Source organism: Prauserella aidingensis (genome assembly GCF_024171865.1).
GTDB classification, from domain to species: domain Bacteria; phylum Actinomycetota; class Actinomycetes; order Mycobacteriales; family Pseudonocardiaceae; genus Prauserella; species Prauserella aidingensis.
Genome location: NZ_JAMTCN010000056.1, coordinates 1 through 8,974 on the forward strand (window position 1 = coordinate 1; position 8,974 = coordinate 8,974).

Here is an 8,974-nt window from a genome sequence, read left to right on the forward strand (position 1 = left end):
GCGAAGCGGGTTCCGGTGGATTACGCCTCGCATTCGTCGCAGGTGGACGATCTGCGCGAGGAACTCCTGGATGTGTTGGCGCCGGTGACACCGCGGGCCGGTGAGGTTCCGGTGTATTCGACGGTGACGGGGCGGGTCGAGGACGGCTCGGCGATGGGCGCGGAGTACTGGTTCGACAATCTGCGCAACCCGGTCGAATTCGCCGACGCGGTGGAACGGTTGAGGGCTGATGGGTTCGGCACGTTCGTGGAGTGTTCGCCGCATCCGGTGCTGACGATGGCCCTGCCCGACGACGTCGTGGCCGTGGGCTCGCTGCGGCGCGACGAGGGCGGTCTGGACCGGTTGTTGCTGTCGTTGGGTGAGGCCGCCGTCGCCGGTGTCACTCCCGACTGGGACGCGGTCATTCCCGGTGGGCGACGGGTCGACCTGCCGACATACCCCTTCCAGCAGAAGCACTACTGGCTCGTCCCGCCCGAGGGGCACCGGCCGGAACGCACCGTCGACGACGTCGAGAGCCGTTTCTGGGACACGGTCGAACGGGAGGACCTCGACGACCTCGCCGGCGTGCTCGACCTCGACCCCGCCGCCCCGCTCAGCGACGTCGTTCCCGCCCTGTCCGCATGGCGTCGCAGGGGCAGGACCCGCTCGACCGTCGACGCGTGGCGATACCGCGTCGACTGGCGGCCCGTCCCGGACACCGCACCTGCCGTGCTGACCGGCACGTGGGCGCTCCTCGTCCCCGACGGCGTCGGCGACCACCCGCTCGCCGACGCCACTCGGCAGGCGCTGATGCGGCGTGGCGCCGACGTCGACGTCGTCGTCGTGCCCGCGGCCGCCGACCGTGCCGCGTTGGCCGCACAGCTGCCTTCCGACGCGGAGGGCGTGCTGTCACTGCTGGCGCTCGCCGAGGACACCTACCCCGGCCAGACGTCCGCACGGCGCGGCGCGGTCCAGAACCTCCAGTTGCTGCAGGCCCTCGGCGACGCCGGCCTCACCGCACGCCTGTGGTGCGTGACCAGTCACGCGGTCGATGTGCGATCCCCGGTGAGCGCACCGTTGCAGGCGATGGTCTGGGGCATGGGCCGTGTCGCGGCCCTCGAACACCCCGAACGCTGGGGTGGACTGGTCGATCTGCCCGCCGACGTCGACGACCGGGCGGGGGACCGCCTCGCGGCCGTGGTGTCGGGAGCGCTCGGCGAGGACCAGGTCGCCGTTCGCGACGTGGGAGTGCTGGGCAGGCGGCTCGTCCAAGCCCCACCCAGCCGCGAACCCGAGGGCTGGCAGCCTCGCGGTACCGCGCTGGTCACCGGCGGTACAGGTGCGCTCGGCTCCGCGGTTGCCACGTGGCTCGCCGAACGCGGCGCTCCGCACGTCCTGCTCGTGTCGCGGCGCGGCGAGCACGCGCCCGGCGCGCCACGACTCCGGGAGCGGCTGACCGCCCTCGGAACGCGTGTCACGTTCGCGGCGTGCGATGCGGGAGACCGCGACCAGCTGGCCGCGGTCCTCGACACCGTGCCCGAGGAGTTACCGCTCGACACGGTCGTGCACACGGCGGCGGTCCTCGACGACGGGGTGCTCGACGCGCTCGACGCCGACCGGGTGGACCGTGCGTGCCGGCCCAAGGTCGACACGGCGCTGCACCTGCACGAGCTGACGCGCGAGCTTCCCCTGTCGGCGTTCGTGCTGTTCTCCTCCTTCGCAGGCACGTTCGGCACTCCCGGGCAGGGCAACTACGCACCCGGCAACGCGTACCTCGACGCGCTCGCCGCACACCGCCGCGACCTGGGCCTGCCCGCGACGTCGATCGCGTGGGGCCCGTGGGGTGGTGCCGGCATGGCCGACGGCGCGGTGGGCGAACTGGCCCGCCGTCACGGCGTACCCGAGATGGAACCGGAGCTCGCGCTCGAAGCGCTGCACCGGGCGGTCGACGCAGGCGACGTCTTCACCGCGGTCGCCGACATCGACTGGAACCGGTTCGGCACCGCGTTCACCGCCACCCGGCCGAGCCGGTTCCTGTCCGAGATGCCCCAGCTGCGGGCCAACGGGACGTCGGAGCCGGACGAGGACGACCTGCCGACGCGACTGGCGGGAATGCCCGAGGCCGAGCGGGAGCGGGCCGTGCTCGACGTGGTGCGCGCACAGGCCGCGGCCGTGCTCGGGCACACCGAGGCCGACGAGGTCGACGAGGACAGGGCGTTCCGGGAACTGGGCTTCGACTCGGTGACCGCCGTGGAACTGCGCAACCGATTGCGTACGGCCACCGGACTGGCCCTGCCCGCGGCGCTGGTGTTCGACCATCCGTCGCCGCAGGCGCTCGCCGAGTACCTGCTGGGCGACCTGTTCGGGGATGCAGCGGCCGCGTCGCCCCTGGACGAGGTGGACCGCCTGGCGGCAGCGCTCGTCGACCCCGGCGAGGCCGACGCCACCACCCGGACGCGGGTCGCCCAACGACTGCAGGCGCTGCTGGCCCAGTGGCGCGACGGCGAACCGGAGAAGACCGAGGACGCCGAGGACTTCGACTCGGCGACCTCGGCGGACATGTTCGACTTCATCGATCGGGAACTGGGGTTGTCGTGACCGGAGCGGAAAACACCGAGCAGGAAAAGCTCCTCACCTACCTCAAGCGGGTCACCGCCGACCTGCGGCAGACCAAGCAACGGCTGCAGGAGGCCGAGGAGGGCAGGCAGGAACCGGTGGCGGTCGTCGGGATGGGCTGCCGGTTCCCCGGCGGGGTGCGTACCCCCGAGCAGTTCTGGGACGTGCTCGTCTCGGGTCGGGACGTCGTCACCGACATTCCCGGCGACCGAGGCTGGGACGTCGACGCCCTCTACGACCCCGACCCCGGCCGCCCGGGCGGAACTTACGTCCGGCGCGGCGCCTTCGTGGAGGGCGCGGGCGAGTTCGACGCCGCGTTCTTCGGCATCTCCCCACGTGAGGCATTGGCCATGGACCCGCAGCAGCGGCTGCTGCTGGAGACGTCGTGGGAGGCACTCGAACGGGCCGGGATCGACCCGGTGTCGCTCCGCGGCCGCGACGTCGGCGTGTTCGCGGGCACCAACGGACAGGACTATCCGTCCCTGCTGCTCGGTTCCGGGGACGACGCGGGCGGGCATCTCGGCACCGGCAACGCGGGCAGCGTCCTGTCCGGTCGTGTCGCGTACTCGCTGGGCCTCGAAGGGCCCGCGGTCACGGTCGACACGGCGTGCTCGTCGTCGCTGGTGTCGATGCACCTCGCCGCGCACGCGCTGCGCTCCGGCGAGTGTTCGGTGGCGCTCGCGGGCGGCGTCACCGTGATGGCGACACCGACGCTGTTCGTCGAGTTCTCCCGGCAGCGCGGACTCGCCCCCGACGGGCACTGCAAGCCGTTCGCGGCGGCGGCCGACGGCACCGCATGGGGCGAGGGCGCCGGCGTGCTGGCGCTGATGCGGCTGTCGGACGCCCAGCGCGCCGGACATCCGGTGCTGGCCGTGCTCCGCGGCTCGGCCGTGAACTCGGACGGGGCGTCGAACGGTCTCACCGCCCCCAACGGGCCGTCACAACGCCGGGTCATCGGGCACGCGCTGCGCAGCGCGGGACTGACCCCCGCCGACGTCGACGTCGTCGAGGCGCACGGCACCGGCACCACGCTCGGCGACCCCATCGAGGCCGACGCACTCATCGCCTCCTACGGCCGGGACCGCGCCGATCCGCTGCTGCTCGGCTCCGTGAAGTCGAACCTCGGCCACACGCAGGCCGCCGCGGGCGCGGCGGGAGCCATCAAGGCGATCATGGCCATGCGGAACGGTCTCGTTCCGGCGACCCTGCACGTCGACGAGCCGACCCCGCACGTCGACTGGTCCGCGGGCGCCGTCCGGCTGGCGAGCGACAACACGCCGTGGCCCGACGTCGACCGTCCCCGCCGTGCGGGGGTGTCGTCGTTCGGCATCAGCGGAACCAACGCCCACGTCGTGCTCGAACAGGCACCCGCCGCCGAGCAGGTCGAGCGGGTCGAGTCCTCGCCGTCGCACGGCCCGATCGCACTTGTCGTCTCGGGTCGGGGCGAGGACGGCGCCAAGGCGCAGGCCGCACGCGTCGCCGACCTGCTCGAATCCGATCCCTCACTGTCCGCTGTGGACGTCGCTCATTCGTTGGCGACCACCAGGTCGTCGCTGGAACAGCGGATCGCCGCGGTGGGGGAGAACCGCGAGGAACTCGCCGAGCGGCTGCGCTCCGGCGACGTGGTCGACGTGCGGGGCGGCCGGACGGCGTTCGTGTTCACCGGCCAGGGTTCGCAACGGGTGGGCATGGGACGGGACCTCGCCGCGGCGTTCCCCGTGTTCGCCAGCGCGTGGGACGAGCTCGTCGCGTACTTCCCCGTGGAGGTGCGGGAGGCGATCCGCGACGGCTCGCGCATCGACGAGACGCAGATCGCCCAGCCCGCGATCTTCGCGTTCGAGGTCGCGCTCGCGCGGCTCTTCGAATCCTGGGGCGTGACACCGGACGTCGTCGTCGGCCACTCGGTCGGCGAACTCGCGGCCGCGCACGTCGCCGGAGTGTTCTCGCTCGCCGATGCCGCACGGCTGGTCGTCAGGCGCGGCGAGCTGATGGGATCGGTCGACCGGCGGGGAGCGATGGCCGCGCTCGCCGTTGCCGAAGCCGACATCGAGCTGCCCGGCGGTGTGGAGGTCGCCGCCGTCAACGCCACCGATTCCGTGGTCGTCTCCGGTGACGAGGACGCGGTCGACGACCTGGTGGCGCGGCACGCGTCGCGCGGGGTGAACACGAAGCGACTGGCCGTCAGCCACGCGTTCCACTCCTCCCACATGGAGTCGGTGCTCGGGGAGTTCCGGTCCGAGGTGACGGCCGTCGAGCGGTCCGCGCCGTCGGTGGGCTTCATCGGGGTGGCCGGTGAGAGCGCGCCGGACAGCGTCGACTACTGGGTGGACAACATCCGCAACCCGGTCCGGTTCGCCGACGGCGTGGCACGTCTCGACGCCGCGCACGTGCTGGAGGTCGGCCCGGACGCCGCGCTCAGTCCTCTGATCGACCACTGCGTCCCCGCCCAACGCGGGGTGCGCTCCCCGATCACGGGCCGGGACCACGCGGAGCGCCGCGCCGCACTGGAGGCGCTGGCCACCTTGCATGCCGCGGGCCGTGCGGTCGACTGGCAGGCAGTCCAGCGGGGAAACCGGGTCGAGCTGCCCACCTATCCGTTCCGGCCCACCCGCTTCTGGCCGAAGGCCGGCAAGCGCTGGGCCGGGGACCTCGCCTCCGTCGGTCTCAGCGCCGCCGAACACCCACTGCTCGGCGCCGTGGTCGCCGACCCGCACGGCGTCGTGCTCACCGGCAGGCTGTCGCTGGCGGACCAGCCGTGGCTCGCCGACCACGCCGTACTGGGCAGCGCCATCCTCCCGGGCACCGCGTTCGTCGAGCTGGCCGTCCGCGCGGGCGACCAGGTCGGCTGCCCGACGGTGGCCGACCTGGCGGTGGAGACGCCACTGGTACTGGCCGAGCAGACGGCGGTCCAGCTGCGGGTCACCGTGTCCGGTCCCGCGGCCGACGGTTCCCGCGAGGTGGCCGTCCACTCGCGACCGGAGGACTTTGCCGACCAGGACGGCTGGACCCGCCACGCCTCCGGCGCCCTCACGGCCACCGCGGTCACGCCCGAGGAGTCCACCACGTGGCCGCCGGACGGAGCCGACCGGTTCGACCTCGAGGGCGCCTACGAGACCTTCGCCGACCGCGGATTCGCCTACGGCCCCACTTTCCGTGGGCTCACGGCGGCGTGGCGGCGCGGTGACGAACTGTTCGCCGAGGTCGCGCTGCCGGGCGGCGACGACGAGGATCCGGCAGGCGCGGACGCCTCCGGCGCGGAGGTCGCCGGTTTCGCCGTTCACCCCGCGCTGCTCGACGCGGCCCTGCACGTCGTGCTGCTCGCTTCCGCCGACGAGGCCACGGCGGGCGTGTCCGTCCCGAGCGCCCCGCACCTGCCGTTCTCCTGGAGCGGGGTCACGGTGCACGCCACGGGCGCCACCACCGCTCGGGTGCGCATCGCTCCGGCAGGGCCCGACGCCGTGTCGGTCGCGGTCACCGATCTCGCCGGAACGCCGCTGGTCACCGCCGACAGCCTGGTGTTCCGCCCGGTCGCCGACGTACCCACCGTCGCGCGCCCGGTGTTCGACGTGGCATGGCAGCGGGTCGAGCTCGCACCCTCCGACCGGGTCGTGCGTCGTGTCCCGCTCGACGACGCCCTCGCGGTCCTGGACGAGGCCCCCGACGTGCTGGCCGTTCCCGGCAGTGATGTCGGTGCGGTTCTGACGCTGGTGCAGAAGCTCGTGGTCACCGACGACGTGCACCTGGTCGTTCTGACCGGCGGTACGGGGAGCCCTGCCGGCGCCGGCGACCTCGCCGGTGCCGCGGTCCAGGGGCTCGTCCGGACCGCCCAGTCGGAGCACCCCGGTCGCATCACCCTTGTCGATGCGGTCGGGTCCGCCACGGGCCCGGGCGACCCGGTCGCCGTCGATCTCGCGGCGGCCGCGGACTCCGACGAGCCGCAGCTCGCCTGGCACGACGGCGCCTGGCACGCACCCCGCCTCGTGCGCGGGGTCCGGAGCGGAGGTGCCGAGGACGCCGAACCCGTGTGGGGGCCGGACGACACCGTCCTCGTCACCGGCGGAACGGGCGCTCTCGGCCGTCTGATCGCGCGCCATCTCGGCGAGGTGCACGGGGTGCGCGACGTCGTCCTGGTGAGCCGCCGGGGCCCCGATGCCCCCGGCGCGGACGAACTGATCGCGGCCGGGGCCACCGTCGTCGCCTGCGACATCACCGACCGCGAACGGCTCGCGGCATTGCTGGCCGAACACCGGCCGACCTCCGTCGTCCACACCGCGGGCGTGCTCGACGACGGCACCGTCGAATCGCTGACCCCGGAGCGGGTCTCGGCCGTGCTGCGGCCGAAGGCCGACGCCGCAGTGCTGCTCGACGAACTCGCAGGCGACGTCCGGTCGTTCGTGCTGTTCTCGTCGGCCGCGGGAGTGTTCGGCAACGCGGGTCAGGCGGCCTACGCCGCCGCCAACTCCGTGCTCGATGCCCTCGCAGCCCGCAGGCGCGGCGCGGGTAAACCCGCGGTCTCGCTCGCGTGGGGACTGTGGGCGCAGGACGGCGGCATGACCGGTGACCTCGGCGAGGTGGACCGTGCGCGCATGACCCGCTCGGGCATGTCGGCCCTGACCGAGGCCGAGGGGCTCGCGGTGCTCGACGCCACCGCGGAAGGGCCCGCTCTGCAGGTTCCCGTCAAGCTCGACCTCGGCGCACTGCGAGGCCCTGGCGTGCCACCGTTGTTGCGCGCGCTCGCGCCCGCCACGGCGCGACGGGCGGTGGCGACGAACTCGGGGCCGTCGTTGCCGGACCGGCTCGCGGACATGGCGCCCGACGACCGTGAACGTGCGCTGCTCGACCTGGTCCGCGGCACCGCCGCGACCGTGCTGTCGCACAGCAGTCCCGCCGCGGTCGCTCCGGACAGCGCGTTCGCCGACCTCGGCTTCGACTCGCTGACCGCCGTGGAACTGCGTAACCGCCTGACCGCCGCGACCGGGGTGCGGCTGCCCGCGACCCTCGTGTTCGACCACCCGACGCCGTTGCGACTGGCCGCCCACCTCGCGGGCAAGGCCGCGGGCACCGCGCCCGCTCGGCCGTCGTCGACCGTCGCGCCCGCCGACGACGACCCGATCGTGATCGTCGGCATGGCGTGCCGCTACCCGGGCGGTGTGTCCACTCCGGACGAACTGTGGGATCTGGTGTTCGAGGGTCGGGACGCCATCGGCCCGTTTCCCGACGACCGCGGATGGGACGTCTCGGCACTCTACGATCCGGACCCGGACAACCCCGGTACCTCCTACACCGCCGAAGGAGGTTTCCTGCGTGACGCGGCCGATTTCGACCCCGCACCGTTCGGGATCTCGCCGCGTGAGGCGCTGGCGATGGATCCGCAGCAGCGGTTGCTGCTGGAGACGTCGTGGGAGGCTCTCGAACGCGCGGGCATCGACCCGCGCTCCGTCCGCGGCACCGAGGGTGGCGTCTTCGCGGGCGTGATGTACCACGACTACGCGGGCAGGCTCGTCTCCCTGCCCGAGGGTGTCGAGGGCTACCTCGGCACCGGTAACTCCGGCAGCGTCGCCTCCGGCCGTATCTCCTACGTGTTCGGCCTGGAAGGACCCGCCGTCACCGTCGACACGGCGTGTTCCTCGTCGCTCGTCGCGTTGCACCTGGCAGCGCAGTCGCTGCGTTCGGGGGAATGCTCGATCGCCCTGGCCGGTGGTGTGGCCGTGATGGCGACCCCGTCCACCTTCGTCGAGTTCTCGCGGCAGCGTGGGTTGGCTGCGGATGGTCGGTGTAAGTCGTTTGCGGAGTCGGCTGATGGCACTGGTTGGGGTGAGGGTGTTGGTGTGTTGGTGGTGGAGCGGTTGTCGGATGCTCGGCGGCGGGGGCGTCGGGTGTTGGGGGTGGTTCGTGGTTCGGCGGTGAATCAGGATGGTGCGTCGAATGGGTTGACGGCGCCGAATGGTCCGTCGCAGGAGCGGGTGATTCGGCAGGCGTTGGTGAATGCTGGGTTGTCCGGGTCTGATGTGGATGTGGTGGAGGCGCATGGGACGGGGACGTCTCTGGGTGATCCGATCGAGGCGCAGGCGTTGTTGTCGACGTATGGGCAGGGTCGTGAGCGGCCGTTGTTGTTGGGTTCGGTGAAGTCGAATCTGGGTCATACGCAGGCTGCTGCGGGCGTCGCCGGCATCATCAAGGTCGTCGAGGCGATGCGTCGTGGTGTGGTGCCGAGGACGTTGCACGTCGATCGTCCGACGTCTCATGTGGACTGGTCGTCGGGTTCGGTGGAGCTGCTGACTGAGGCGCGGGAGTGGCCGGAGGTGGGCCGTCCCGGTCGTGCGGCGGTGTCGTCGTTCGGGGTCAGTGGTACCAACGCCCACGTCATCCTCGAACAGGG

Annotated in this window: 2 protein-coding genes; both read left to right on the forward strand. The window is 72.6% G+C overall.

Annotation, left to right across the window (positions count from 1 at the left end; translation table 11 throughout):
* On the forward strand, window positions 1-2,577 hold a 2,577-nt coding region (locus LY13_RS25180; protein ID WP_253831051.1), incomplete at its 5' end, for an SDR family NAD(P)-dependent oxidoreductase.
* A partial coding sequence (locus LY13_RS25185) for an SDR family NAD(P)-dependent oxidoreductase (protein WP_308216403.1) occupies window positions 2,574-8,974 on the forward strand: 6,401 nt, incomplete at its 3' end. The genes LY13_RS25180 and LY13_RS25185, both read left to right, overlap by 4 nt.